At 67.1% G+C, this 24,171-nt stretch carries 24 protein-coding genes; 17 read left to right on the top strand and 7 right to left on the bottom strand.

Annotated elements, in window-relative coordinates:
- Positions 1-29 precede the first annotated feature (29 nt).
- Entirely contained in the window at positions 30-404 is a 375-nt protein-coding gene (locus tag B2X67_RS12275; RefSeq protein WP_286785654.1) for an MGMT family protein, read from the bottom strand.
- Between the two features lie 168 nt (positions 405-572).
- Between B2X67_RS12275 and B2X67_RS12270 the strand changes: the two genes are divergently transcribed.
- Complete coding sequence (locus B2X67_RS12270) at positions 573-1,583, top strand: DUF481 domain-containing protein (protein ID WP_286785653.1); 1,011 nt, start codon at positions 573-575, stop codon at positions 1,581-1,583.
- A gap of 200 nt (positions 1,584-1,783) precedes the next feature.
- Here B2X67_RS12270 and B2X67_RS12265 read toward each other — a convergent pair whose 3' ends face one another.
- Positions 1,784-2,542 (bottom strand): SDR family oxidoreductase, encoded by a 759-nt coding sequence (locus tag B2X67_RS12265; protein ID WP_090228836.1) that lies wholly within the window; start codon positions 2,540-2,542, stop codon positions 1,784-1,786.
- Positions 2,543-2,640: 98 nt separating this feature from the next.
- Here B2X67_RS12265 and B2X67_RS12260 point away from each other — a divergent pair, with 98 nt between their 5' ends.
- From B2X67_RS12260 to groL, 4 genes are all read left to right on the top strand, one after another.
- Positions 2,641-3,375: a HugZ family protein gene (locus tag B2X67_RS12260; protein ID WP_286785652.1), complete on the top strand. Its 735-nt coding sequence runs from the start codon at positions 2,641-2,643 to the stop codon at positions 3,373-3,375.
- A 95-nt stretch (positions 3,376-3,470) separates the two neighbouring features.
- Positions 3,471-3,947: an FxsA family protein gene (locus tag B2X67_RS12255; RefSeq protein ID WP_282338998.1), complete on the top strand. Its 477-nt coding sequence runs from the start codon at positions 3,471-3,473 to the stop codon at positions 3,945-3,947.
- Between the two features lie 229 nt (positions 3,948-4,176).
- On the top strand, positions 4,177-4,470 hold the full coding sequence (locus B2X67_RS12250; protein WP_273233547.1) for a co-chaperone GroES: 294 nt from the start codon (positions 4,177-4,179) through the stop codon (positions 4,468-4,470).
- 47 nt (positions 4,471-4,517) lie between these two features.
- Positions 4,518-6,161 carry a chaperonin GroEL gene (gene groL, locus B2X67_RS12245; protein ID WP_282338996.1) on the top strand — a complete coding sequence of 548 codons (1,644 nt, stop codon included), beginning with the start codon at positions 4,518-4,520 and terminating at the stop codon, positions 6,159-6,161.
- 399 nt (positions 6,162-6,560) lie between these two features.
- Here groL and B2X67_RS12240 read toward each other — a convergent pair whose 3' ends face one another.
- The 3 genes from B2X67_RS12240 to B2X67_RS12230 all read right to left on the bottom strand — a co-directional run bounded on the left by B2X67_RS12240 (position 6,561) and on the right by B2X67_RS12230 (position 8,390).
- A complete protein-coding gene (locus B2X67_RS12240; RefSeq protein WP_282338995.1) occupies positions 6,561-7,343 on the bottom strand; it encodes an OmpA family protein in 783 nt (260 codons plus the stop codon).
- 36 nt (positions 7,344-7,379) lie between these two features.
- Positions 7,380-7,784: a DUF4398 domain-containing protein gene (locus B2X67_RS12235; protein ID WP_090228820.1), complete on the bottom strand. Its 405-nt coding sequence runs from the start codon at positions 7,782-7,784 to the stop codon at positions 7,380-7,382.
- Between the two features lie 258 nt (positions 7,785-8,042).
- The gene (locus tag B2X67_RS12230; RefSeq protein ID WP_090228818.1) at positions 8,043-8,390 is read right to left on the bottom strand and encodes a pilin assembly protein; all 348 of its coding nucleotides are present in this window, start codon (positions 8,388-8,390) and stop codon (positions 8,043-8,045) included.
- A 153-nt stretch (positions 8,391-8,543) separates the two neighbouring features.
- Between B2X67_RS12230 and ppc the strand changes: the two genes are divergently transcribed.
- The 9 genes from ppc to B2X67_RS12185 all read left to right on the top strand — a co-directional run bounded on the left by ppc (position 8,544) and on the right by B2X67_RS12185 (position 17,311).
- Complete coding sequence (gene ppc / locus B2X67_RS12225) at positions 8,544-11,180, top strand: phosphoenolpyruvate carboxylase (protein ID WP_286785651.1); 2,637 nt, start codon at positions 8,544-8,546, stop codon at positions 11,178-11,180.
- A 277-nt stretch (positions 11,181-11,457) separates the two neighbouring features.
- The gene (gene adk, locus B2X67_RS12220) at positions 11,458-12,105 is read left to right on the top strand and encodes an adenylate kinase (protein ID WP_282338993.1); all 648 of its coding nucleotides are present in this window, start codon (positions 11,458-11,460) and stop codon (positions 12,103-12,105) included.
- A gap of 120 nt (positions 12,106-12,225) precedes the next feature.
- On the top strand, positions 12,226-12,903 hold the full coding sequence (gene tsaB, locus B2X67_RS12215) for a tRNA (adenosine(37)-N6)-threonylcarbamoyltransferase complex dimerization subunit type 1 TsaB (protein WP_286785650.1): 678 nt from the start codon (positions 12,226-12,228) through the stop codon (positions 12,901-12,903).
- A gap of 152 nt (positions 12,904-13,055) precedes the next feature.
- Entirely contained in the window at positions 13,056-13,409 is a 354-nt protein-coding gene (locus B2X67_RS12210) for a hypothetical protein (RefSeq protein ID WP_286785649.1), read from the top strand.
- On the top strand, positions 13,409-14,263 hold the full coding sequence (locus B2X67_RS12205; RefSeq protein WP_286785648.1) for a DUF72 domain-containing protein: 855 nt from the start codon (positions 13,409-13,411) through the stop codon (positions 14,261-14,263). Before B2X67_RS12210 ends, B2X67_RS12205 begins: the two co-directional genes overlap by 1 nt.
- Positions 14,264-14,297: 34 nt before the next feature.
- Complete coding sequence (locus B2X67_RS12200) at positions 14,298-15,125, top strand: isocitrate lyase/PEP mutase family protein (protein WP_286785647.1); 828 nt, start codon at positions 14,298-14,300, stop codon at positions 15,123-15,125.
- A 3-nt stretch (positions 15,126-15,128) separates the two neighbouring features.
- Positions 15,129-15,809 (top strand): extensin family protein, encoded by a 681-nt coding sequence (locus B2X67_RS12195; protein ID WP_286785646.1) that lies wholly within the window; start codon positions 15,129-15,131, stop codon positions 15,807-15,809.
- 109 nt (positions 15,810-15,918) lie between these two features.
- Positions 15,919-16,695, top strand: a complete 777-nt coding sequence (locus tag B2X67_RS12190; RefSeq protein WP_286785645.1) for a class I SAM-dependent methyltransferase — start codon at positions 15,919-15,921, stop codon at positions 16,693-16,695.
- A 136-nt stretch (positions 16,696-16,831) separates the two neighbouring features.
- A complete protein-coding gene (locus tag B2X67_RS12185) occupies positions 16,832-17,311 on the top strand; it encodes a carboxymuconolactone decarboxylase family protein (RefSeq protein ID WP_286785644.1) in 480 nt (159 codons plus the stop codon).
- On the opposite strand, the gene B2X67_RS12180 is transcribed toward B2X67_RS12185, so the two are convergent.
- Positions 17,304-17,951: a TetR/AcrR family transcriptional regulator gene (locus B2X67_RS12180; protein ID WP_286785643.1), complete on the bottom strand. Its 648-nt coding sequence runs from the start codon at positions 17,949-17,951 to the stop codon at positions 17,304-17,306. The genes B2X67_RS12185 and B2X67_RS12180 overlap by 8 nt on opposite strands.
- Before the next feature lie 96 nt (positions 17,952-18,047).
- On the opposite strand from B2X67_RS12180, the gene B2X67_RS12175 reads away from it, so the two are divergent.
- Positions 18,048-19,151, top strand: a complete 1,104-nt coding sequence (locus B2X67_RS12175) for an efflux RND transporter periplasmic adaptor subunit (protein ID WP_286785642.1) — start codon at positions 18,048-18,050, stop codon at positions 19,149-19,151.
- A 6-nt stretch (positions 19,152-19,157) separates the two neighbouring features.
- Entirely contained in the window at positions 19,158-22,220 is a 3,063-nt protein-coding gene (locus B2X67_RS12170) for an efflux RND transporter permease subunit (RefSeq protein WP_286785641.1), read from the top strand.
- Positions 22,221-22,356: 136 nt separating this feature from the next.
- Here the strand turns inward: B2X67_RS12170 and hemH are convergent, their stop codons facing one another.
- On the bottom strand, positions 22,357-23,373 hold the full coding sequence (gene hemH / locus B2X67_RS12165) for a ferrochelatase (RefSeq protein WP_286785640.1): 1,017 nt from the start codon (positions 23,371-23,373) through the stop codon (positions 22,357-22,359).
- Positions 23,374-23,643: 270 nt separating this feature from the next.
- On the opposite strand from hemH, the gene B2X67_RS12160 reads away from it, so the two are divergent.
- The coding region (locus tag B2X67_RS12160; protein ID WP_286785639.1) for an NAD(P)/FAD-dependent oxidoreductase at positions 23,644-24,171 on the top strand (528 nt) is incomplete at its 3' end.

The following is a 24,171-nucleotide window of genomic DNA, read 5'->3' as shown; positions in this document are numbered from 1 at the left end:
GTACGCGGGTGGCTGGCAAAGGGCGCACTCTAACCGCGTTGCTCCGTCGGGCGCCAGCCGTGCCGACGCATGTCCACACGGTCATTGCGCACGCTCACACCTTCGTCGCGCAGGCGCGCGCGCTGCTCGTCGCCGGAGGGGCTGCCGGCCTGCAGGCTCAGTCGTCCACCAGCGGCTATGACGCGGTGCCAGGGCAATGCCGAACCCTCCGGCAACTGCGCCAGGGTTCGCCCCACCCAGCGCGCCGCGCGGCCGAGGCCGGCCAGTTCGGCGAGCTGTCCGTAGCTGACCACGCAGCCCCTCGGCACCTGGCTGAGCACCAGATACAGCGCCTCGCGGCGGGCCTGCGGATCGTTCGGCGAGGCCCAGGCGTGCGCCTCGTCAGCGTCGGTCGAGTCGCTCATCGCGCGGCGTCCCGCACGCCCGTCGCCGCCATGGACGGCGCCGAAGCGCCTGAAACGGGCATGCAGCCTGCATTGAACTTGCCCTCCGCCTGTGTGTCTGGTTGCTCAGTTGCCGTGCGTCCGGATAATGCCCGGACTTACCCGAACCCTGGAAGCAGACCTACGCCTATGTTGTTGAGAAACCTGCTGTGCCTGACCCTGGGCTGTGTCACCACCTCGGCGTTCGCCGACACCGTATGGTTGAAGAACGGCGATCGCCTGACCGGCAAGGTCAAGGTGCTGGATGGCGGCAAGCTGATGCTGGACACGGACTACGGCGGCTCCATCCCGCTGGATTGGAAGAAGGTCGCCACGCTGGAGAGCGAGACCCCGATGCTGGTTCGCCAGGACGACTTCGAGGACCCGCAACTGGCGAGCTCCCTGCACAAGGGCGACGACGGCAAGGTGGTGCTGGGGAGCGCCGAGGCTCCGAAGACCATCGAGCTGGCGAGCATCCAGCAGATGATTCAGCCCAAGCCACTGATCCAGGACTTCACCTGGAGCGGCAACATCGACCTGGCACTGGACTACAAGCGCGCGGACACCGACACCGACGACTACAACGTGGCCTTCAAGACCAAGGCCAGGCACGGCCTGTGGCGGCATAACGGCGACGGCGAGTACAACCGCGAAAGCAGCGACGGCGTCACCACCACCAACAACTATCAGCTGGAGTACGCGCTCGACCGCTTCTTCACCGAACAGTGGTTCTGGCAGGGCCGTGTCGACTACAAGAACGACAAGATCGAGGACCTCGCGCGCCAGCGCACGCTGGGTACCGGTCCGGGTTACCAGTTCTGGGACAACGAACTGGGCGCCTTCTCGCTCACCTCGCTGGTCAACCGCACCGACTATGAATACAGCAACGGCAACAAGGACAACTTCTACTCGCTGGCGCTGAAGTGGGAATACAACCGCTACCTGATCGGCAAGACGGTGGAGATCTTCACCAACGGCGAGATCGGCAAACCCTTGTCCGGCGTCGCCGAGTACGCCCTGGATTCCGAGGCCGGCCTGCGCTACAAGGTCACCGACTGGGCCTCGCTCAACCTCAAGGCCGAGAAGGACATCGTCAGCGGCAACTCCGATGGCGAGCTGAATGAAACCCGCTACACCGTCGGTTTCGGCGTGGGTTGGTAAAAGCCCCCGCTCGCAAGAAAAAAGCCCCGCATCGCGGGGCTTTTTCATTTCGGCGCTCTTGGCGATGTCTGGTATCGATCTTGCGAGCTCAGGCCAGGCAAGGCGAATGCCGGCGAGAGAGCGGAATTTACGCCTGTAAATGAGCATCCTGAACCGGCATTCAACGCCGCCTGGCCGACGCGCAGCAGATCGAAACCCAACTAGAGGCGGAGGCCGCCGTCGAGTTCCAGCACCCTCCCCGTGTAGTAGTCGTTCTCGAAGATATAGGCCACCGAGTGGGCGATCTCCACCGGCTTGCCCAGGCGCTTGAGCGGGATGCCCGAGGTCATCTTCTCCAGCGCTTCGGGTTTCATGCTCGCCACCATGTCGGTCTCGATGAAGCCCGGCGCCACGCCCGCCACGCGGATGCCGTAGCGCGCCAGTTCCTTCGCCCAGACCACGGTGTCCGCCGCGACCCCGGCCTTGGCCGCCGAGTAGTTGGCCTGGCCCATGTTGCCGGCGCGGGAGATCGAGGAGATGTTGACGATCGCGCCTTCGTTCTTCAGCTCGATCATCTTCGCCGCGACCTCGCGGGTGCAAAGGAACACGCCGGTCAGGTTGACGTCGATCACCGACTGCCACTGCGCCAGGCTCAGCTTGGTCAGCTCGCCGTCCTTGACCTTGATGGTCAGCCCGTCGCGCAGGATTCCCGCGTTGTTCACCAGCCCGTTGATCGCGCCAAAGTCGTCGGCCACCTGGCTCACCAGATGAGTCACCTGCTCTTCGTTGGCAACGTTGCACAGGTAGGCTTTCGCCTCGCCCCCGGCGGCCTTGCAGGCGGCGACGGCCTCGTCGAGTTTCTCCTGGTTGAGATCGACCAGCGCCAGGCGTGCGCCCTTCGCCGCCAGGTATTCGCCCATGGCGCGGCCGAGACCCTGGCCGCCGCCGGTGATGATGATGACCTTGTCCTTGAGTTGCATCGTGAATCCCCTGCTGATTGTTGTTGTCGTCGCCGCCACGGCGAACCCGTTATGCTGAGCCCGTCCATTCTCAACGGAATCGTCCAAGGAGTCATTGGGTGAGCGTTCGATCGAGCCAGCATGCACGCCGGTTGCTGCTGCGGGAGTACCGCGGCGTGCTTTCCACCCAGTCCAGGGCCATGCCCGGCTTTCCGTTCGGCTCGGTGGCGCCGTTCTGTCTCGACGCCTCGGGCCGGCCGCTGATCCTCATCAGCCGCATCGCCCAGCATACCCACAACCTCAAGGCCGACGGGAAGTGCTCGCTGCTGGTGGGCGAGCGTGGCGCGCAGGACGTGCAGGCGGCGGGGCGCCTGACCCTGCTCGCCGAGGCCAGCCCGTTGCAGGGCGCTGGAGAGATCGAAGCGGCGGCCCGGCGGTTCTATCGCTACTTTCCCGCCTCGCAGGACTATCACCTGGCCCACGACTTCGACTTCTGGGTGCTGCAGCCGGTGCGCTGGCGCTACATTGGCGGCTTCGGCGCGATCCACTGGCTGGACCGGGTCGAGCTCGCCAACCCCTTCGCCGGCGCCAGCGAAACCTCGATGGTCGAACACATGAACGACGATCACCCCGATGCCATCGCCCACTACGTCCGGCTGGCCGGCCTGCCGGGCAACGAACCGGCACAGATGGTCGGCATCGACAGCGAAGGCTTTCACCTGCGCATCGGTGCGGCGCTGCACTGGCTGCCGTTCGCAGAGCCCTGCAGCAACCCCGGCGAGGTGCGCCAGGCGCTGGTCGCGCTGGCCCGTGCCGACGCCTGGCCGTTCCCGGAAGGTCCCGGCGACGAATAATCCGGTAACAGTCGCTATCCTGCCGGCCTTGAAATGCCGGCTGCCCACCGTCATCTCATACCCTCGGAAGCCGTTCTTCCGCCAAGGATTCCACGATGCGCGTTTTCTTCTTTCTGTTCCTGTTGTTCCCGGTTGTCGAGCTGGCGCTGCTGATCAAGGTCGGCGGCGCCATCGGCGTTCTGCCCACGCTGCTGTTGCTGGTGGGCAGTGCGCTGCTCGGCGGCCTGCTCCTGCGCGTCGCCGGTGTAGCCACCGCCTGGCGAGCGCGGGAGCGCCTGGCGCGCGGCGAGTTGCCCGAAAAGGAAATGCTCGAGGGGCTGATGGTCGCCCTGGGCGGTGCCTTGCTGATACTGCCGGGTTTTCTCAGCGACATCATAGGCCTGCTGTTCATCGTCCCCTTCACCCGCGCCATGATCCTGCGGGCCGTCGGGCGCCGGATCGAGGCGCAGGTGCAGCGCCAGCGCGCGTTCTCCGATGACCCGGCGGGCGGCGCGGCGCGGCCTGACGCGGCCCGACCTGACGCGGCCCGACCCAATGTCATCGAGGGCGAGTACGAACGCCGCGATCAGTGATCGGATGCGTTCGTATGCCAGCCCCTCTGCGCCGCGATAACGAAATTTTTTTTGCGCGCGACCCTTGAAATGCGCTTGTACGCCCGCATCTAGCGGACACCGCAAGGTCCCTGTCACGTCGACAGGCTGTCTTCTGCGGTCCGCTCTGCGGGCCGCAACCGGCACCGCCGGATTTAACCCGCCGGCATCGAGCCGGCGCCGGAAAACACTCAATTGGGAGAGATCGACAATGAAGCTTCGTCCCCTGCATGACCGCGTCGTCATTCGTCGCAGCGAAGAAGAAACCAAAACCGCAGGCGGCATCGTGCTGCCGGGTTCCGCTGCCGAAAAACCGAACCGCGGCGAAATCGTCGCTGTTGGCGCCGGCAAAGTGCTGGAAAACGGTGAAGTGCGCGCCCTGGCCGTCAAAGTCGGCGACAAAGTGGTGTTTGGCCCTTACTCCGGCAGCAACACCGTGAAAGTCGACGGCGAAGACCTGCTGGTGATGAGCGAGAACGAAATCCTCGCCGTCATCGAAGCCTGATTCCCCGCGAATCCCGTCACTAATTGAAGAATTGAGGATCAATCACCATGGCTGCTAAAGAAGTCAAATTCGGCGATTCCGCTCGCAAGAAAATGCTGGTCGGCGTGAACGTGCTGGCCGATGCCGTCAAAGCCACCCTCGGCCCGAAAGGCCGCAACGTGGTTCTGGAAAAGAGCTTCGGCGCTCCGACCATCACCAAGGACGGCGTTTCCGTCGCCAAGGAAATCGAACTCAAGGACAAGTTCGAGAACATGGGCGCGCAGCTGGTCAAGGACGTCGCGTCCAAGGCCAACGATGCCGCCGGTGACGGCACCACCACCGCCACCGTTCTGGCCCAGGCCATCGTCAACGAAGGCCTGAAAGCCGTCGCTGCCGGCATGAACCCGATGGACCTCAAGCGCGGCATCGACAAGGCGACCATCGCCATCGTCGCCGAGCTGAAGAACCTGGCCAAGCCGTGCGCCGATTCCAAGGCCATCGCCCAGGTCGGCACCATCTCCGCCAACTCCGACTCCTCGATCGGCGACATCATTGCCGAAGCCATGGAAAAGGTCGGTAAAGAAGGCGTGATCACCGTCGAAGAAGGTTCGGGCCTGGAGAACGAGCTGTCCGTCGTCGAAGGCATGCAGTTCGACCGCGGCTACCTGTCCCCCTACTTCATCAACAAGCCGGACACCATGGTCGCCGAACTCGACGGCCCGCTGATCCTGCTGGTCGACAAGAAGATCTCCAACATCCGCGAAATGCTGCCGGTGCTGGAAGCTGTCGCCAAGGCCGGCCGTCCGCTGCTGATCGTTGCCGAAGACGTCGAAGGCGAAGCCCTGGCCACCCTGGTCGTCAACAACATGCGCGGCATCGTCAAGGTCGCGGCCGTCAAGGCTCCGGGCTTCGGCGACCGTCGCAAGGCCATGCTGCAGGACATCGCCATCCTGACTGGCGGTACCGTGATTTCCGAAGAAGTCGGCCTGAGCCTGGAAAGCGCCACCCTGGAACACCTGGGTAACGCCAAGCGCGTCGTGCTGAACAAGGAAAACACCACCATCATCGACGGCGCCGGCCAGCAAGGCGACATCGAATCCCGCGTTGCGCAGATCCGCAAGCAGGTCGAGGAAACCTCCTCCGACTACGACCGTGAAAAACTGCAAGAGCGTCTGGCCAAGCTGGCCGGCGGTGTTGCCGTGATCAAGGTCGGTGCCGGCACCGAAGTCGAGATGAAAGAGAAGAAAGCCCGCGTCGAAGACGCCCTGCACGCCACCCGTGCGGCGGTCGAAGAAGGCGTGGTGCCTGGCGGTGGCGTTGCCCTGGTGCGCGCTCTGCAGGCCATCTCCGAGCTGAAGGGCGATAACGAAGACCAGAACGTTGGTATCGCGCTGCTGCGTCGCGCCGTCGAGTCCCCGCTGCGCCAGATCGTTGCCAACGCCGGTGGTGAGCCGAGCGTGGTGGTCGACAAGGTCAAGCAGGGTTCGGGCAACTTCGGCTTCAACGCCGCGACCGACACCTACGGCGACATGATCGAGATGGGTATCCTCGATCCGGCCAAGGTGACCCGTACCGCGCTGCAAGCCGCCACCTCCATCGGCAGCCTGATGATCACCACCGAAGCGATGATCGCCGAAGTGGCTGAAGACAAGCCTGCTGCCGGTGGTATGCCGGACATGGGCGGCATGGGTGGCATGGGCGGCATGATGTAAGCCGACCCGTCACCGCTGTATCGAGAGCCCCGCGAAAGCGGGGCTTTTTTATGCGTGCGAATTGGCTGCCCTGCCGAGCCGCCTTCGTAGGCTGCGCCGCGCGCGCCAATGGCTCACCGGGGGGGGGTGGTGCGCATGGCGCACCCTACGAAAGGCCATCGACGTTTCTGCGTGCCGTGGTCTACGTAGAGTGCGCCGCGCGCACCGTTGGGGTTCCCAGTGGGATTGCGGTGCACATGGAGCCCCCACAAAAGGCCATCGAGGTTTCTCCGTGCCGCGGTTTACGTAGGGTGCGCCGCGCGCACCAATGGCTCCCGAATGGGGATTGCGGTGCGCATGGCGAACCCTGCGAAAGAAAAACCCCGCCGAGGCGGGGTTCATGTCTTGCGGCCGGGTCGCTTACTGGGTGATTACCCGGGGTGCGACCGGCTGGGCATCCGGCGAGATGGTGATCTCGACGCGGCGATTGAGCACGCGCGAATCCGGCGTGTCGTTGCTCGCCACCGGGCTGCTCTCGCCATAACCCTGGGTGGTGATGCGCTGCGGCGCGATGCCCATGCTGGCCAGTGCGGTTTTCACCGAATCGGCGCGGCGCTGCGACAGCTCCAGGTTATGCGAGGCGGTGCCGGTGCTGTCGGTGAAGCCCTCGACCACCACCTGGCGCTCGGGGTTCTTCTTCAAGTAGTCGCCCAGTTTGTAGAGCTGGCGCATACCCGCCGGCTTAAGCTCAGCCCGGTCGACCTCGAACAGCACATCGCCCAGGGTGATCATGTCGCCGCGCGGCGTGGGCTGCGGCTTCAAGGTGCCGAGCAGCGAATCCACCTGCGCGGTACGCGCGTCCAGGCGAGCCTGGGTGCGTTGCGCGGCGGCGCCGGCGAGGTTCTTCTCGGCCGTCTTCATGCGGATGGTTTCCTCCGCCACGACCACGCGCTGGTTGGTGAGGTAGGCCAACTGGTCGACGGTCTTCTGGTCGTTGTCACCGGAATAGGCCAGTTCGGCGCGGCTGAGCATGTCCGCGGCTTCCTTGGTCTCGACGGGCGCCAGCATGGCGGCCTGGGGATTGGTCTGCAGCTGGTTGTAGCTGGCGCGGGCCTGGTCGAGGTTCGGGTTGGGTTTCGAGGCGCAACCGGCGAGGGCCAGGGTCAGCGCCGAAAGGGCAGGTATCAACAGTGTCTTACGCATAACGAGTCATCCTTTTCGAGTTCGTCTGCCGGGCCATCACTTGACGATGATGGTGCTGCGTTGGCCTTCTTCGCGCAGGTCTTGCACACCCTGCTGCGAGTCCTGGTAGGCCTTCTCGGCCTTCGCGGCGAGCGCCTTGCGTTCGGCTACGCGGGCGTCCCATTCGGCCTGTTCGGCGAGCCGACGGGCCTGCTCGTAGTCTTTTTCCTTCGCCAGGGATTCGGCGCGGGCCATCTTTTCCTGCGCGGTGCGCAGCTCGACCGGTGCGTACTCCGTGGCGCCTGCCACGGTTGCGCTCTTCAGCACGGTGTTGCTGACGGCGAACTGTTCGGTGGGCGGATTGCCGGCGCAGCCCGCGAGCAATAGGGTGCTGCCGAGGGCCAGCGCGGCGAGCGTGAAGCCGCTTCTGGACGAAGCGGATTTGGCGTTACCTGAGTTCATAAGAAGTGCCTCCTGGATTTCCGTACGATCGTTTATTCCGTGATCTCGCCGTTGTCTCCGGACGGTCCGGCACGGGCTCGAAGGGGCTTGTGCGGCGTCCGGGACAGCGGCGACATACTTTTCCGACTGGTGGCAACGGACAAATGTTCCAACTGTTTTCCCTGACCGAATGGTCAGCAGATACATGCCCGGAAAACGCCGGGCGAACGCCGACTAGCCGCTCTGGATGGCGGCTTAGACGGCAGAGGGGAGTTGCGCTCAGTGGTTACTGCTGCTTTCGCGCTCTTCGCTGAGGTCCTGCAGGTAGCGACGCGACAGGGCCAAGAAGCGCGGGGTGGGGCCGATGTCTTCGTACAGCGGGTCGCCCTGTTCGTCGACGGCGACGACCTGGTTGCCCTTCACGTAGGGCAGGCTGGCTTCGAGCTCTTCCAGCGAGGCTGCGACCAGTTCGGCGAGCAGTTCCTCGACGTTGCGCTTGGGATACATCTCCGACAGTGCCGCCAGGCGTGCGGCGGATTCCAGGTCCAGGTTGATGTTGTACTGGCCGCGGGTCAGTCGGCCCTTAGCGTTCTCTTCCCAATGTTTCGCCAGTTCACGAATCTTCATGGTTACCTCATTCCCCGGCATGTACCGCTCCGGAGCAGGTGGTTGGGTTTGATCGCCCTATGGCGGGCTCATGGGTTTTGAACAACTTCGCCCGTGCTCGTTCAGATTGATTGCCGGCCCACCGCCGGCGCGAACGATCGGAGGAGAACCGGCATGGCGGAAATCGACGCACGACTGCGCGAGGACGTTCATCTGCTCGGCGAACTGCTGGGCGACACCATCCGTGCGCAACACGGCGAGGACTTCCTCGAACGCATCGAGCGCATCCGCAAGGGTGCCAAGGCTGCCCGGCGCGGCTCGGAGGAGGGCGCCCGGCAGCTGGGCGAGACCCTCGACGGGCTGCGCGAGGACCAGTTGCTGCCGGTGGCGCGGGCGTTCAACCAGTTCCTCAACCTGGCCAACATCGCCGAGCAGTACCACCGCATCCGCCGTCGCCGCGCCGATGAAGCGCCCCCGTTCGAAACCCACGTGCTCGGCGAGCTGCTGGCGCGCCTGCGTGGCGACGGGCATGCCGGCGATGCCCTGGCGAAGCAGTTGGCGGGCCTGGAGATCGAACTGGTGCTCACCGCGCACCCGACCGAGGTGGCGCGCCGCACGCTGATCCAGAAGTACGACGCCATGGCCGCCCAGCTCGCCGTGCAGGACCACGACGATCTCGGCGCGGCGGAGCGCGACGAGGTTCGCGACAACCTGCAGCGGCTGATCGCCGAGGCCTGGCACACCGAGGAAATCCGCCGCGTCCGGCCGACCCCGGTGGACGAGGCCAAGTGGGGCTTCGCGGTGATCGAGCATTCCCTCTGGCACGCCCTGCCGCGCGTGCTGCGTGGCGTCGATCGGACCTTGCAGGACTGCTGCGGAGAGCGGCTGCCGCTGGATGCCGCGCCGATCCGCTTCGCCTCCTGGATGGGCGGCGACCGCGACGGCAACCCCAATGTCACCGCGGCCGTGTCCCGCGAAGTGTTGCTGCTGGCGCGCTGGATGGCCGCCGACCTGTACCTGCGCGATGTCGACCGGCTTGCCGCCGACCTGTCCATGCAGCAGGCCAGCGACGCACTGCGCGCGCGTGCCGGCGATACCCCGGAGCCGTATCGGCAGGTGCTCAAGACCCTGCGCGAACGCCTGCGGGCGACCCGCAGCTGGGCGCAGTCGGCGTTGCGCGAATCCCTGGCGCCCGGTGCCGCGGTGCTGCAGCACACCGACGAACTGCGTGAGCCGCTGGAGCTGTGCTACCGCTCGCTGCATGAGTGCGGCATGGGCATGATCGCCGACGGTGCGCTGCTCGACTGCCTGCGCCGGGTGTCCAGCTTCGGCCTGTTCCTGGTCCGCCTGGACCTGCGTCAGGACGCTGCCCGGCACGCCGCGGCGCTCGGCGAAATCACCGAATACCTCGGCCTGGGCCGCTACGGCGAATGGGACGAGGCGCGGCGCCTGGCCTTTCTGCAGGAGGAGTTGAAGAGTCCCCGGCCGCTGCTTCCGGCGGATTACCAGGCCAGCGAAGACACCGCCGAAGTGCTCGCCACCTGCCGCGTCGCCGCGCAGGCTCCGGCGGAATCACTGGGCTCCTACGTCATCTCCATGGCCGGCGCCGCCTCCGATATCCTCGCCGTGCAACTGCTGCTCAAGGAGTCCGGCCTGCGCCGGGCGCTGCGTGTAGTGCCGCTGTTCGAGACCCTCGCCGACCTGGACAACGCCGGCCCGGTGATCGAGCGACTGCTCGGCCTCGCCGATTACCGCGCCCGCCTGTGCGGGCCGCAGGAAGTGATGATCGGCTATTCGGATTCGGCCAAGGACGCCGGCACTACGGCGGCGGCCTGGGCGCAGTACCGCGCCCAGGAGCGGCTGGTGGAAATCTGTCGCGAGCAGCAGGTCGAACTGCTGCTGTTCCATGGCCGTGGCGGCACCGTCGGGCGCGGCGGCGGTCCGGCGCACGCGGCGATCCTCTCGCAGCCTCCGGGCTCGGTGAATGGGCGCTTCCGCACCACCGAGCAGGGCGAAATGATCCGCTTCAAGTTCGGCCTTCCGGCGATCGCCGAACAGAACCTCAATCTCTACCTGGCTGCCGTTCTCGAGGCGACATTGCTGCCGCCGCCCGTGCCGCAGGCGCACTGGCGCGAGCAGATGGATCGCCTCGCCGCCGATGGCGTGGCCGCGTACCGCGCGGTGGTCCGCGAGAACCCGCAGTTCGTCGATTATTTCGGCCAGGCGACCCCGGAGCAGGAGCTCGGTCGCCTGCCGCTGGGCAGTCGTCCGGCCAAGCGCCGCCAGGGCGGCGTCGAAAGCCTGCGGGCCATCCCGTGGATATTCGCCTGGACCCAGACCCGCCTGATGCTGCCCGCCTGGCTGGGCTGGGAGCGCGCGCTGGGCAATGCCCTGGAGCGCGGCGAAGACGAGACGCTGCGCGAGATGCGCGAGTCCTGGCCGTTCTTCCGCACCCGCATCGACATGCTGGAAATGGTCCTCGCCAAGGCCGACGCCGACATCGCCCGACTCTACGACGAACGCCTGGTGGAACCCTCGCTGCGCCCGCTCGGAGCGCAGCTGCGCGACCTATTGTCACAGGCTTGCGCGGCGGTGCTCGGCCTGACCGGACAGTCCCAGTTGCTTGGCCACAGTCCCGAGACGCTGGAGTCGATCAGCGTGCGCGATGCCTATCTCGACCCGCTGCACCTGCTCCAGGTCGAACTGCTGGCGCGCTCGCGGCAATCCCCGGCGGAGCCCGACGCACCGCTGGAGCAGGCGCTGCTGGTGAGTGTGGCAGGGATCGCCGCGGGTCTGCGCAACACCGGTTAGTGCCGTTGCCCGAGGGCCGGAACGCAGGGGGAATTCAGCGCCAGGAGGTCGCTTTTACGGCCATCCGCCGGGGGCGTCGCGACCGCTCGCCGGGCCCGGCACAGGCGTGCGAAAGGCGGTCAAGGCTCCGACTTTGGGCGGCTTGTGCCGCTTCGGTGCGCTGTGTATCTTGGTCAACCTTTGGGCGGGCCCTGTAGCCCGCGCTGCCGCCGCAACCGGTATAGAGATCGGCCCCAAGAGGCCGGTCCGACGACTTACTACTTTGAGGAGCAAAGCGATGCGCGTGATTCTGCTGGGGGCACCCGGTGCCGGCAAAGGTACTCAAGCTCGCTTCATCACCGAGAAGTTCGACATCCCGCAAATTTCCACCGGCGACATGCTGCGTGCGGCCGTCAAGGCCGGCACCGAGCTGGGTCTCAAGGCCAAGAGCGTGATGGACAGCGGCGGCCTGGTGTCCGACGACCTGATCATCAACCTGGTCAAGGAACGCATCGCCCAGCCCGACTGCGCCAAGGGCTTTCTCTTCGACGGCTTCCCGCGCACCATCCCGCAGGCCGAGGCGCTGAAGCAGGCCGGGGTGAAGATCGACTACGTGGTGGAAATCGCCGTCGACGACGAGGAAATCGTCAGCCGCATCGCCGGTCGCCGCGTGCACCCGGATTCCGGCCGCGTCTATCACATCGAGCACAACCCGCCGAAAGTTGCGGACGTCGACGACCTCACCGGCGAAGCGCTGATCCAGCGTGACGACGACAAGGAAGCGACCGTGCGCCACCGCCTGTCGGTGTACCACTCTCAGACCAAACCGCTGGTGGACTTCTACCAGCAGCTCGCGGCCGTCGAGGGCACACCGAAATACACCGCCGTGCAGGGCGTGGGTTCGGTCGAGGACATCACCGCCAAGGTGTTCGCCGCGCTGAGCTGACCCATCGAGCGTTCCGAACGGCCCGCTCGCGGGCCGTTTTCGTTTGTGTCGCACACCGCTGCGAGCGGCACGCTGCGGCTATAATGCGCGGCCTTTTCCTCCCTCACTGCGGACCCACCGATGACCACCTTGCTGGCCCTGGACACCTCCACCGAAGCCTGTTCCGTTGCCTTGCTCCACGAGCAACGGGTGCTGGTGCGTCACGAGGTGATCCCGCGCCTGCATGCCCAGCGGCTGCTGCCGATGATCGGCGAGATCCTCGCCGAGGCCGGCATCGGCATGAGCGCGCTGGACGCCATCGCGTTCGGCCGGGGCCCTGGTGCCTTCACCGGCGTGCGTATCGCCATCGGTGTGGTTCAGGGCCTGGCGTTCGCCCTGGAGCGGCCGGTGCTGCCGATCTCCGATCTCGCCGTGCTTGCCCAGCGCGCTCACCGCGAGCACGCCGCCACCCAGGTCGCCGCGGCCATCGACGCGCGCATGGACGAGGTGTACTGGGGTTGCTATCGCCTGGAGGCTGGCGAGATGCGCCTGCTCGGCGCCGAGGCCGTCCTGCCGCCTGAACGCGTCGGCCTGCCGCGCAACGCCGCCGGCAACTGGTTCGGCGCGGGCACGGGTTGGGGGTACGTGGCGCGCTTGCCGGTGGCGCCGCAGGCACTGGACGCCAGTCTGTTGCCGCACGCCGAAGACCTGCTCGCGCTCGCCGGTTTCGCCTGGGCGCGCGGCGAAGGTGTCGAAGCCGATGCGGCGCAGCCCGTGTATCTGCGCGACAACGTGGCGACGCCCAAAACACCGCTCTAGAAACCGCTCGGCGGGGCGGCTGAACGGGGCCTGCGCGGGCCCGGTCGGAGCAGGTGTGGAGCGCCGTTCATCCGCGCTCCCGGCCGCCGTGCCGGCGACGATTGCCAGCCTTCAGGCGACCGATTAGAGTGGCGCAACCTTGAGGTTATCCAATGCGTATCGACGGTTATACATCCCCCTACACAGTGGATCGCTCCTCCCGGCAGGGAACGGCGATCGCGCCCTACCGCGACGTTTCGCGCGGGGATGAGCTGCGCCAGGAAGATCCCACCTCGACGGCCGCCAGCCAGGACTTCGAGAGCGTCGCGCAGCCGCGTCAGGTCGAGCCGAGCAAGACCGTCCGCGAGTCGAACAACGACAGCCTGCCCATCGTCCGCTACACCGACACCTACGAACGTCCGGTGACCAGCCGCGCCGCCCAGGCCCTGGCCAGCTACAGCACCACTGCCAGCTACGCCAGCGAGCTGGACGCCAACGAAGTCCTCGGCCTCGACCTCTACGCCTAGTGCCGCTCCCGTACTTTCTCGGTTGCCCTTCCTGGAACGATGCTGCCTGGCGCGGTTCGGTTTTCCCGCGCCAGGCGGCCGCCGAAGACTTCCTCGCCCATTACTGCCACCTGTTCAACACCGTCGAGGGCAACACCACCTTCTACGCCTGGCCGGATGCCGCCAAGGTCGCCCGCTGGGCGCAGACCCTGTCGGCGAACTTCCGCTTCTGCGCCAAGCTGCCGAAGGAGATCAGCCACGAGGGCGACCTGCGTGACAACCTGGCCAGCGCCCGGCGCTTCCTCGCGCTGATGGCGCCGCTGGGCGAGCGCCTGCAACCGCTCTGGCTGCAACTGCCGGCGGCCTTCGGGCCGCAGCGCCTGGCCGAACTGGGCGATTTCATCGATGCACTGGACGAGCGCTCGCTGGCGGTCGAGGTGCGGCATGCGCAGTTCTTCGATGCCAGCGATGCCGAGCGGGCGCTCAATCGGCTGCTGCGCGATCGGGGTGTGGAGCGCATCTGCCTGGACGCCCGCGCGCTCTTCGCCTGCCGCAGCGACGACCCGGCGGTGCTCGATGCGCAGCGGCGCAAGCCGCGCCTGGCGTCGGTGCGGCCGACGTCCTTCAGCGCCTCGCCGCAGGTGCGGTTTATCGGCGGGCCGGATCTCGACGCCAACGACGCGCACCTGACGCGCTGGGTCGAGAAGCTCGCCGAGTGGATCGAGCAGGGCCTGACGCCGCACATCTACCTGCACACGCCGGACAACCGGTTGGCCGGCGAGCAGGCCAAGCGCTTCCACGAGCGACTGCGCCGGCGCCTGCCCGGCCTGGAAGCGCTCCCGGAGTTGCGCACGTCGCAGCTCGATCTGCTTTGAGGGTAAGGTGGGTTTTTTTGCGGAGGGCTATTCGATGACGTCCCAGGCATCTCGCGGCCAGGCGTTCAAGGCGCTGCACGCGCGCGACGGCGCGTTCGTCATCCCCAATCCCTGGGATGCCGGCTCGGCGAAGCTGCTCGCGGCATTGGGGTTTCCGGCTTTGGCTACCACCAGCGCGGGCCTGGCGTTTTCCCTCGGCCGCCCGGACGGCGAGGGCGCGCTGGACCTGGAGCAGACCCTGGCGAATGCGCGCGGAATCGTCGAGGCCACGCCGTTGCCGGTCAGCGCCGACCTGGAGAACGGTTTCAGCGCCACCACCGAGGGCTGCGCCGAGGCGATCCGCCGGGCCGCGGCGGTCGGCCTGGTCGGCGCCTCGATAGAGGACGCCAGCGGCGACGCGGCGCTGCCGATCCATCCGTTCGAGGATGCCGTGCAGCGCGTGCGCGCGGCGGCGCAGGCGGTACGCGGCCTGGATTTCCCCTTCATGCTCACCGCGCGGGCGGAGAACCTGCTGCACGGGCGCGACGACCTGCGCGACACCCTGCGCCGCCTGGAGGCTTACGCCGAAGCCGGCGCCGATGTGCTTTACGCGCCCGGCCTCATCCGCCGCGAAGACATCGCCGCCGCCGTGCGCGCGGTGGCGCCCAAGCCGCTGAACGTACTGATGGGCCTGTCGGGCAGCGCCTTGTCCGTCGACGAGCTGGCCGGGCTCGGCGTTCGGCGGATCAGCGTCGGCTCGTCGCTGGCGCGCGCGGCCTACAGCGGCTTCTTCCAGGCGGCGCAGGAGATCGCCAACAGCGGGACCTTCGCCTACGCCGCGCGCGGGTTGAGCTTCGCCGAACTCAACGAGGCCTTTCGTTAGCCGATGCGCAAGTTCCTCCTGCTGCTGCTGATCCTCGCCGCGCCGGTCGTGGCGATCTGGCGCGGCTGGTGGGACGTGCCACCGCAGTGGAACCTCTGGGCGCCGCTGGATGTGCGCCTGGAGCCGAACCTGCTGACGCCGCTCAAGCTGATGCGCCTGCAGCAGGACCGCGAGCTGTGCGCACAGGCGCTGCAGAGCTCCGCGCTGCGCTACAGCGCCGTCGCCGATGGCCCGGTGTCCGGTTGTCCGATCGAGAACGCGGTGCGCGTGCAGGCGTCGGAGCTGGCCTTCAGCGGCTCCTTCGTCGCCACCTGTCCGCTGGCGGTGGCCTACGCGATGTTCGAGCGGCACGGCCTGCAGCCCGCCGCGCAGGCGGTGTTCGGCCAGCCGGTGACGCGCATCGAGCACTTCGGCAGCTTCGCCTGCCGCAACATCGCCGGCAGCACGCGGCGCAGCCAGCACGCCTCGGCGAATGCCTTCGACATCGCCGGCTTCCGTCTGCGCGATGGCCGGCGCATCACCGTGGCGCGCGACTGGAAGGGCGATGACGACGCGGCGCGCTTCCTCCGCCTGGTCCACGACGCCGCCTGTGGCAGTTTCAACACCACCCTCGGGCCGCAGTACAACGCCGCCCATCACGATCATTTCCATGTCGACATGGGGCTTTACCGGATGTGCCGCTGAGCGTCGGCACTCGGCTGAACGCCGGGTGCGCGCGACCCGCTGTCATGCGGGCGCGCGTCACGGCGGCTTCTGGCAGAATGGCCGCCCCTCATCGCCTGCCCCGAGCACCATGACCGACCTGCCGACCCTGCGCGTCGAAGCGCTTTCCGCCGACCATTGCGCCGCCGCCGAGCGCTGGGCGCAGCGCCTCGGCCTGCCGTTGCAGGGCGACGCGGCGTTCGCCGTGCAGGTGGGTGCCGAGGGCTTGCAGTTCGTCGAACTGGGCGATGCCGCGCCGGGCCCGGTGCGGGTGGATTTCCTCGAGGGCGCGGTGGCGCACCGGCGACGGTTCGGTGGCGGCAGCGGGCAGATGATCGCCAAGGCGGTCGGCGTCGGCGCGGGCATTCGGCCGTCGGTGCTGGATGCCACCGCCGGGCTGGGGCGCGATGCCTTCGTGCTGGCGACCCTGGGCTGCACGGTCAGCCTGATCGAGCGCCAGCCGCTGATCGCCGCGTTGCTGGAGGATGGGCTGGCCCGCGCCGCCGGCGACGCGGAGGTCGGTTCGATCGTCGCGCGCATGCGCCTGTTGGTGGGCAACGCCATCGAACTGATCGGCGTCTGGCAGGACGAGGCACCGCAGGTGATCTACCTCGACCCGATGTTCCCGCATCGCGACAAGAGCGCGCTGGTGAAGAAGGAGATGCGCCTGTTCCGCCCGCTGGTGGGCGACGACATGGACGCGCCGGCGCTGTTGCAGGCCGCGCTGGCGCTGGCCAGCCACCGCGTGGTGGTGAAGCGCCCGCGCAAGGCGCCGCCGATCGAGGGCGCGAAACCGAGCTACAGCCTGGACGGCAAGTCCAGCCGCTACGACATCTATCCGCTGAAGAAACTGGTCGCAGCCAACTGATCGCGCGCTCGTTCATGTCCCAGTCAAACAGGTCGAACTTGGCTCTACGTGACTAGGCCATCGCCCCGTACAGTCGTCTTCACCGGGCTACCACGGCATTCGCCGTAACGGCCCTCCGACCCTGCGGAGCACGACCATGAGCCAACGTCTCGACTACCACAAGCTGTCCCCCGACGCCGCCGCCCTTTACGCGGAATTCAGCGTTCTGCTGATCAAGAAACCCTTTCTCGCCGAGATCGCCCATCTGGTGACACTGCGCGCGTCGCAACTGAACGGCTGCGCCTTCTGTGTCGACATGCACGTCAAGGAAGCCAAGATTCACGGCGAGCGCGAGCTGCGCCTTCATCACGTCGCCGTGTGGCGCGAATCGCCGCTGTTTTCGCCGCGTGAACGCGCGGCGCTGGAATGGACCGAGGCGTTGACCCACCTGCCGCCGCACGGCGTACCGGACGCGATCTTCGCCGCGGTGCGCGAGCAGTTTTCCGAGCAGGAAGTGGCCGAGCTGTCCTTCCTGATCATCGCGATCAACGGCTGGAACCGCCTGAGCGTCGCCTTCCGCGCCGTGCCCGGCTCGGCCGACAAGCTCTACGGCCTGCACAAGGCCAACCTCAGCTGAGGGGATCGAGGCGGAACGCGCGCAGGAACAGCTCCACCACGTCGCGCACGTGGGCCTGTTCGTCTTCCGCGCTCTGCGCTTCGGCGCAGCCGATCAGGTGGCGGAAGTGGTGGCCACCCTTGACCAGGCAGAAAAAATGCTCTGCGGCGCCGTGCGGGTCGGCGATGCGCAGTTTCCCGGCACGGTCCACCTCGGCCAGCAGCCGCGCCATCTCCTCGATCACCTGCTTCGGACCGGCCTCGTAGAACAGCTGCGAGAGCCGTGGGTTGGAACTGGCCAGGGCGATCATGGTGCGGTGCAGGCCCACCGATTCGGCGCTGTTGATCAACGCGTGGAAACCCAGCCCGATCCTCATCAGCTGCGCCTCGATGGGCGCGCCCTCGGTCAGTTCGAAGAGCAGTTCGGGCAGTTGCTCTTCGCACTTGGCCTTCACCGCGGCGGCGAACAGCGTCTCCTTGTCGTTGAAGTGGCTGTACACCGTGAGCTTGGAAACTCCGGCATGGGCGGCGATGGCGTCCATGCTGCTGCCGTCGTAGCCCTGCCTCAGGAACAGGCATTTCGCCGCCTCGAGAATGGCCTTGCGTTTGGCGGGGTCCTTGGGCCGGCCGGGGCCGTTACCGGGAAAAGATTTGTCTGACATTCTCGCCGTTTAAATACTGGACTGGTGAGTTTTCTATTTTTACTATACCCGCCAGTATAAGAATTCCAAAACGCCGTCTGCGAAGGGCCACCGAACATGTCACCCCGTTTCCTCGCTCCGCTTTCCGTCCTGTCCCTCGCGCTGGCACTTGGCGCTTGCGAAAAACCCCAGGCGCCCCCGGCTCCGCCGCGCCCCGCGATGGTGGTGCAGCCGCAGCCGGCGGGTGCCGCCTCGGAGAGCTTTCCGGGCGAGGTACGTGCGCGCTACGAGCCGGAACTGGCGTTCCGCATCGGCGGCAAGGTGACCCAGCGCCTGGTGGAAGTGGGCGAGCGGGTCAAGAAGGACCAGCCGCTGGCCGAGCTGGACCCGCAGGACGTGCGCCTGCAGCTGGACGCCAGCCGCGCGCAGGTCGCCGCCGCCGAGGCCAACCTGCAACTGGCCAAGGCCGAGCGCGAGCGTTACCAGCGCCTGCTCGACCGGCAGATGGTCAGCCGCTCGCAGTACGACAGCGCGCATAACGGCTTCCTTTCCGCCGAGGCCCGCCTGCGGCAGATTCGCGCCGAGTTCAACGTCGCCAACAACCAGGCCGGCTACGCGGTGCTGCGTGCGCCGCAGGACGGGGTGATCGCCAGCCGGCGCTTCGATGTCGGGCAGGTCGTTTCGGCCGGGCAGACGCTGTTCAGCCTGGCGGTGGATGGCGAGCGCGAGGTGGCGATCAACCTGCCCGAGCACGCCTTCGAGCGCTTCCGCATCGGCCAGCCGATCGAGGTGGAGCTGTGGTCGCAGCCCGGCCAGCGCTACCCGGCGCACATCCGCGAGCTGTCGCCGGCCGCCGACGCGCAGTCGCGCACCTTCCCGGCACGGGTCGCCTTCGACGTTGGCACGGTGCCCGCGGAGCTCGGCCAGAGCGCGCGGGTGTTCGCCAGCACCGGCGCCGCCCAGGCCCTGGCGGTGCCGCTGTCGGCATTGTCGGCGGAGAACGGCGCGCCCTTCGTGTGGCGAGTCGACCCGCAGACCGCCACGCTGAAACGCACGCCGGTGCGCATCGGCGCCTACGGCGAAACCCTGGTTCCGGTACTCGAGGGCCTCAAGGCCAGCGACTGGGTGGTGGCGGCCGGCGTGCAGGTGTTGCGCGAAGGCCAGCAGATCCGTCCGGTGGATCGCGACAACCGTGCGATCAAGCTGGCAGCCAAGGAGTAAGCGGCGATGGGCTTCAATCTTTCCGCCTGGGCGCTGAAAAACCGCCAGATCGTGCTCTACGTGATGTTGCTGATCGCCGTCGTTGGTGCGCTGTCCTACAGCAAGCTGGGGCAGAGCGAGGACCCGCCGTTCACCTTCAAGGCCATGGTCGTCCAGACCAACTGGCCGGGCGCCAGCGCCGAAGAGGTGTCGCGCCAGGTCACCGAGCGCATCGAGAAGAAGCTGATGGAGACCGGCGAGTACGAGCGTATCGTCTCGTTCTCGCGTCCGGGGCTTTCCCAAGTCACCTTCATGGCGCGCGACTCCATGCACTCGGTGGAAATTCCCGAGCTCTGGTACCAGATCCGCAAGAAGGTCAGCGAAATCCGGCATACCCTGCCGGCCGGCATCCAGGGGCCGTTCTTCAACGACGAATTCGGCACCACCTTCGGCAACATCTACGCGCTGACCGGCGGCGGCTACAGCTACGCCGTGCTCAAGGACTACGCCGACCGCATCCAGCTGCAGCTGCAGCGGGTCAAGGACGTCGGCAAGGTCGAACTGGTCGGCCTGCAGGACGAGAAGGTCTGGATCGAGCTTTCCAACGTCAAGCTGGCCACCCTCGGCCTGCCGATGAGTGCGGTGCAGCAGGCGCTCGAGGCGCAGAACGCGGTCGCCTCGGCGGGTTTCTTCGAGACCGCCAGCGACCGCGTGCAGCTCCGCGTCACCGGGCGCTTCGAGTCGGTGGAGGAGATCCGCGACTTCCCGATCCGCGTCAGCGACCGTAGCTTCCGCATCGGCGACGTCGCCGAGGTCAAGCGCGGCTTCAACGACCCGCCGGCGCCGCGCATGCGCTTCATGGGCGAGGACGCCCTCGGCCTGGCGGTGTCGATGAAACCCGGCGGCAACATCCTGGTGCTCGGCGAGGCGCTGGAACACGAGTTCGCGCGAATCCAGGAAACCCTGCCGGCCGGCATGCAGCTGCGCAAGGTGTCCGACCAGCCGGCGGCGGTGAAGACCGGCGTCGGCGAGTTCGTCCGCGTGCTCGCCGAGGCGCTGGGCATCGTCCTGCTGGTGAGTTTCTTCTCGCTGGGCATGCGCACCGGGCTGGTGGTGGCGCTGTCGATCCCGCTGGTGCTGGCGATGACCTTCGCCACCATGCGCTACTTCGATATCGGCCTGCACAAGATTTCCCTCGGCGCGCTGGTGCTGGCGCTGGGGCTGCTGGTGGACGACGCGATCATCGCGGTGGAGATGATGGCGATCAAGATGGAGCAGGGCTACGACCGGCTGAAGGCGGCCAGCTACGCCTGGACCAGCACCGCGTTTCCGATGCTCACCGGCACGCTGATCACCGCCGCCGGCTTCCTGCCGATCGCCACCGCGCAGTCCGGCACCGGCGAATACACCCGCTCGATCTTCCAGGTGGTGGCCATCGCGCTGGTGGTGTCGTGGTTCGCCGCGGTGGTCTTCGTTCCCTACCTGGGCGACCGCCTGCTGCCGGACCTGGCCAAGCGCCACGCGCAAAAGCACGGCGAGGGCGCCCACGATCCCTACTCGACGGCCTTCTACCTGCGCGTGCGGCGGCTGGTCGGCTGGTGCGTGCGCTACCGCAAGACGGTGATCGTGCTGACCCTGGCGGCCTTCGTCGGCGCGGTGGCCCTGTTCCGTTTCGTGCCGCAGCAGTTCTTCCCGGCGTCCGGCCGGCTCGAGCTGATGGTCGACTTCAAGCTTGCCGAGGGCGCCTCGCTGGTGGCGACCGAAGCCGAAGTGCGGCGACTGGAGAAGATGCTCGCCGAGCGTCCGGGCATCGACAACTTCGTCGCCTATGTCGGCACCGGTTCGCCGCGCTTCTACCTGCCGCTGGACCAGCAGTTGCCGGCCACCAGCTTCGCCCAGTTCGTGGTCCTGGCGAAGTCCATCGAGGAGCGCGAGGCGCTGCGCGTCTGGCTGATCCAGACCCTCAACGAGCAGTTCCCGAGCCTGCGCACCCGCGTGTCGCGCCTGGAGAACGGCCCGCCGGTGGGCTATCCGATCCAGTTCCGCGTGTCCGGCGAGCACATCGACGAGGTCCGCGGCCTGGCGCGCCAGGTCGCCGACAAGGTGCGCGAGAACCCGCACGTCTCCAACGTGCACCTGGACTGGCAGGAGCCGAGCAAGGTCGTCTACCTGAATGTCGACCAGGAGCGCGCGCGGGCGCTGGGCGTGACCACCGCCGACCTGTCGAGCTTCCTGCAAAGCGCGGTGTCGGGCTCCAGCGTGAGTCAGTACCGCGAGGACAACGAGCTGATCGAAATCCTTCTGCGCGGCACCCCGCGCGAGCGCCAGGACCTCGCCCTGCTGCCGAGCCTGGCGGTGCCCACCAGCAACGGGCGCAGCGTGGCGCTGTCGCAGGTGGCGACCCTGGAGTATGGCTTCGAGGAAGGCATCATCTGGCACCGCGACCGCCTGCCCACGGTCACCGTGCGCGCCGACATCTACGGCACCGAGCAACCGGCGACCTTGGTCAAGCAGATCGAGCCGACCCTGCAACCGATCCGCGAGCAGTTGCCCGATGGCTACCTGCTGCAGGTCGGCGGCACCGTTGAGGATTCGGCCAAGGGGCAGAATTCGGTGAACGCCGGCGTGCCGCTGTTCATCGTGGTGGTGCTGAGCCTGCTGATGCTGCAGCTGAAGAGCTTCTCGCGCACGCTGATGGTGTTCCTCACCGCGCCGCTGGGGCTGATCGGCGTGACGCTGTTCCTGCTGCTGTTCAATCAGCCGTTCGGCTTCGTGGCGATGCTCGGCACCATCGCGCTGTCGGGCATGATCATGCGCAACTCGGTGATCCTGGTGGACCAGATCGAACAGGACATCGCCGCCGGGCAGCGCCGCTGGGACGCGATCATCGACGCGACGGTACGGCGTTTCCGGCCGATCGTGTTGACCGCCCTGGCGGCTGTGCTGGCGATGATTCCGCTGTCGCGCAGCGTATTCTTCGGGCCGATGGCGGTGGCGATTATGGGCGGGTTGATCGTGGCGACGGCGCTGACGCTGCTGTTCCTGCCGGCGCTTTATGCGGCCTGGTTCAGGGTGAAGGAGGAGCGGTAGGGCGCGTAGGGTGGGTCACGCTTCACCGATCCACTGGCGGTGTAACGGTGGATGAAAAGAGCGTCATCCACCCTACATGTCCGAGGGTTTACATCACTCCGGCGCGGCTACACGGGTCAGGCCGACGGCCGAGGTCCTAGACCACCACCCGCTCACACAGCCTGACCAACGCCTCCACCCACCGCTGATGGCTGTTCACGCAGGGCACCAGCTTCAGCTCGCCGCCGCCGGCCTCGGCGAACTGTTCCTGGCCGCGCTGGCCGATCTCCTCGAGGGTTTCGATGCAGTCGGCGACGAATGCCGGGCACATCACCAGCAGCTTGCCGACGCCCTGCGCGCCGAGTTCGCCGAGGCGGGTTTCGGTGTAGGGCTCGATCCATTTGTCCCGGCCCAGGCGCGACTGGAAGGACACCGACCACTGGTCCGGGCGCAAGCCGAGGCGTTCGGCGAAGGCTTCGGCGGTGCGCTGGCACTGGCTGCGGTAGCAGACCGCGAGCACTTCGTCGCTGACACCCTTGCTGTCCGGTGCGCGCAGGTCGTGCTTGGGCTGTTTCACCAGCTTGCGGATGTGCCGCTCGGGCAGCCCGTGGAAGCTCAGCAGCAGGTGATCGAAGCCTTCGTCCAGGTAGGGCCTGGCGCTCTCCACCAGCGCATCGAGGTATTCCGGCTCGGCGAAGAAGGGTTGCAGCACGCCCATGCGGATATCGAGCCCGTGCTGCGCTATGACTCGCTTCGCCTCCTCAATCACCGTGGTGGTGGTGCTCTGGGCGAACTGCGGGTAGAGCGGCGCCAGCGTCACCTTGCGCACGCCCTGGGTGGCCAGCTCGCGCAGGGTGTTTTCCAGCGACGGCTCGCCGTAGCGCATCGCCAGCGCCACCGGGCCGTGCGGCCAGTGCGGGCGCACGGCTTCCTGCAACTGGCGACTGAGCACGATCAGTGGCGAACCCTCGTCCCACCAGATCGAGGCATAGGCGTGCGCCGACTGCTCCGGGCGGCGGATCAGGATCAGCGAGACCAGCAGCCGGCGCAGCGGCCACGGCAGGTCGACCACGTAAGGGTCCATGAGGAACTGGTTGAGGTAGCGGCGCACGTCGTCCACCGAGGTGGAGGCGGGCGAACCCAGGTTGACCAGCAGCAGGGCGTGATCGGTCATGCGTGATCCTTAGGCGTGGCGTCGTGCGTCGATTATACGAAGCGACCGGCGCGCCGCACCGCTAGAGAAAATTCATCGGGGCGATCGAGACTGCGGGACAGGGCCGCAGGCAGGTCGCGGGTCGGTATTTCCCCCGGTCGCGCGAATGGACGCGTGACGTGTTCCCGGGTTGGCTCTAGGCTGAACTGTGTCGCGAAGACGTGTCCAAACTGTACAGCGCAAGAAATTGTACAGGAGCCAGCCTGCAGTCGAAGGCTCACGAGGTAATTCATGACTACTCCCATCGCCATCATCGGCACCGGCCTCGCCGGTCTTTCCGCGGCCCATGCGCTGCTGGACGCCGGCCAAGAGATTCGTTTGTTCGACAAGAGCCGCGGCAGCGGCGGCCGCATGGCCAGCAAGCGCAGCGAGGCGGGCGCGCTGGATATGGGCGCGCAGTACTTCACCGCGCGTGACCGGCGCTTCGCCGAGGTGGTGCAGCAATGGTGCCAGCGCGGCTGGGTCGCCGAATGGTCGCCGAGCCTCTATCAGTTCCAGAACGGTCAACTGAGCGCCTCGCCGGACGAGCAGGTTCGCTTCGTCGGAACGCCGCGCATGAGTTCGATCACCCGCGCCCTGCTCAGTGCGCTGCCGGTGGAGTTCAACTGCCGCATCGTCGACGTCTTCCGCGGCGAGGAGAACTGGACCCTGCAAGACACCGAAGGCCGCAGCCACGGGCCGTTCAGCTCGGTGATCATCGCCACCCCGGCGCCGCAGGCGACGGCCCTGCTGGCGGCCGCGCCGAAGCTGGCCGGGGCC

The sequence above is a fragment of the Pseudomonas sp. UBA3153 genome, from assembly GCF_002364635.1.
Lineage (GTDB): Bacteria > Pseudomonadota > Gammaproteobacteria > Pseudomonadales > Pseudomonadaceae > Pseudomonas_O > Pseudomonas_O kuykendallii.
Note: the sequence above shows the minus strand (reverse complement) of the source record. Positions and strands in the feature narration are given on the sequence as shown.

Excerpts from the sequence above, each read along its gene's own strand:
- B2X67_RS12200 (WP_286785647.1), top strand. The coding sequence starts at position 14,298 with ATGACGTCCCAGGCATCTCGCGGCCAGGCGTTCAAGGCGCTGCACGCG.
- B2X67_RS12185 (WP_286785644.1), top strand. The coding sequence starts at position 16,832 with ATGAGCCAACGTCTCGACTACCACAAGCTGTCCCCCGACGCCGCCGCC.
- B2X67_RS12270 (WP_286785653.1), top strand. The coding sequence starts at position 573 with ATGTTGTTGAGAAACCTGCTGTGCCTGACCCTGGGCTGTGTCACCACC.
- B2X67_RS12230 (WP_090228818.1), bottom strand. The coding sequence starts at position 8,390 with ATGAAGATTCGTGAACTGGCGAAACATTGGGAAGAGAACGCTAAGGGC.
- adk (WP_282338993.1), top strand. The coding sequence starts at position 11,458 with ATGCGCGTGATTCTGCTGGGGGCACCCGGTGCCGGCAAAGGTACTCAA.
- B2X67_RS12170 (WP_286785641.1), top strand. The coding sequence starts at position 19,158 with ATGGGCTTCAATCTTTCCGCCTGGGCGCTGAAAAACCGCCAGATCGTG.
- B2X67_RS12265 (WP_090228836.1), bottom strand. The coding sequence starts at position 2,542 with ATGCAACTCAAGGACAAGGTCATCATCATCACCGGCGGCGGCCAGGGT.
- B2X67_RS12240 (WP_282338995.1), bottom strand. The coding sequence starts at position 7,343 with ATGCGTAAGACACTGTTGATACCTGCCCTTTCGGCGCTGACCCTGGCC.
- B2X67_RS12190 (WP_286785645.1), top strand. The coding sequence starts at position 15,919 with ATGACCGACCTGCCGACCCTGCGCGTCGAAGCGCTTTCCGCCGACCAT.
- ppc (WP_286785651.1), top strand. The coding sequence starts at position 8,544 with ATGGCGGAAATCGACGCACGACTGCGCGAGGACGTTCATCTGCTCGGC.
- B2X67_RS12235 (WP_090228820.1), bottom strand. The coding sequence starts at position 7,784 with ATGAACTCAGGTAACGCCAAATCCGCTTCGTCCAGAAGCGGCTTCACG.
- B2X67_RS12175 (WP_286785642.1), top strand. The coding sequence starts at position 18,048 with ATGTCACCCCGTTTCCTCGCTCCGCTTTCCGTCCTGTCCCTCGCGCTG.
- B2X67_RS12210 (WP_286785649.1), top strand. The coding sequence starts at position 13,056 with ATGCGTATCGACGGTTATACATCCCCCTACACAGTGGATCGCTCCTCC.
- hemH (WP_286785640.1), bottom strand. The coding sequence starts at position 23,373 with ATGACCGATCACGCCCTGCTGCTGGTCAACCTGGGTTCGCCCGCCTCC.
- groL (WP_282338996.1), top strand. The coding sequence starts at position 4,518 with ATGGCTGCTAAAGAAGTCAAATTCGGCGATTCCGCTCGCAAGAAAATG.
- B2X67_RS12255 (WP_282338998.1), top strand. The coding sequence starts at position 3,471 with ATGCGCGTTTTCTTCTTTCTGTTCCTGTTGTTCCCGGTTGTCGAGCTG.
- tsaB (WP_286785650.1), top strand. The coding sequence starts at position 12,226 with ATGACCACCTTGCTGGCCCTGGACACCTCCACCGAAGCCTGTTCCGTT.
- B2X67_RS12250 (WP_273233547.1), top strand. The coding sequence starts at position 4,177 with ATGAAGCTTCGTCCCCTGCATGACCGCGTCGTCATTCGTCGCAGCGAA.
- B2X67_RS12275 (WP_286785654.1), bottom strand. The coding sequence starts at position 404 with ATGAGCGACTCGACCGACGCTGACGAGGCGCACGCCTGGGCCTCGCCG.
- B2X67_RS12180 (WP_286785643.1), bottom strand. The coding sequence starts at position 17,951 with ATGTCAGACAAATCTTTTCCCGGTAACGGCCCCGGCCGGCCCAAGGAC.
- B2X67_RS12195 (WP_286785646.1), top strand. The coding sequence starts at position 15,129 with ATGCGCAAGTTCCTCCTGCTGCTGCTGATCCTCGCCGCGCCGGTCGTG.